1 protein-coding gene is annotated in these 399 nt (G+C 46.4%); it reads left to right on the forward strand.

Annotated elements, in window-relative coordinates:
* Positions 1–171: 171 nt before the first annotated feature.
* Positions 172–399 (forward strand): hypothetical protein (locus ACOSDM_RS20165; protein WP_420726326.1); only part of this gene is annotated, 228 nt, incomplete at its 3' end.

Below are 399 nucleotides of genomic sequence, written 5' to 3' on the forward strand. Positions count from 1 at the left end.
GCTTCCCTTCTTCCCCCATACCTCTCACCAGCGGTGTCTTCAATGTGTGAAAACCCAATTGTTCAACCCTACAGGATCCAACAGGCAATCGCAACAGGCATCTTACCATTATCACCCTTGTTCCTCCAACAACCGTCAGCCCTATTACAGCAGTTACCTTTGGTCCATTTGGTGGCACAAAACATCAGGGCACAACAACTACAACAACTTGTGCTAGCAAACCTTGCTGCATACTCTCAGCAACATCAGTTTCTTCCATTCAACCAACTGGCTGCATTGAACTCTGCTGCTTATTTGCAACAACAATTACCATTCAGCCAGCTAGTTGCTGCCTACCCCCAGCAATTTCTTCCATTCAACCAACTAGCAGCATTGAACTCTGCTGCTTATTTAGATCGG

The organism is Hwanghaeella sp. LZ110 (assembly GCF_048892525.1).
Classification (GTDB): Bacteria; Pseudomonadota; Alphaproteobacteria; order UBA8366; family Aestuariispiraceae; genus Pacificispira.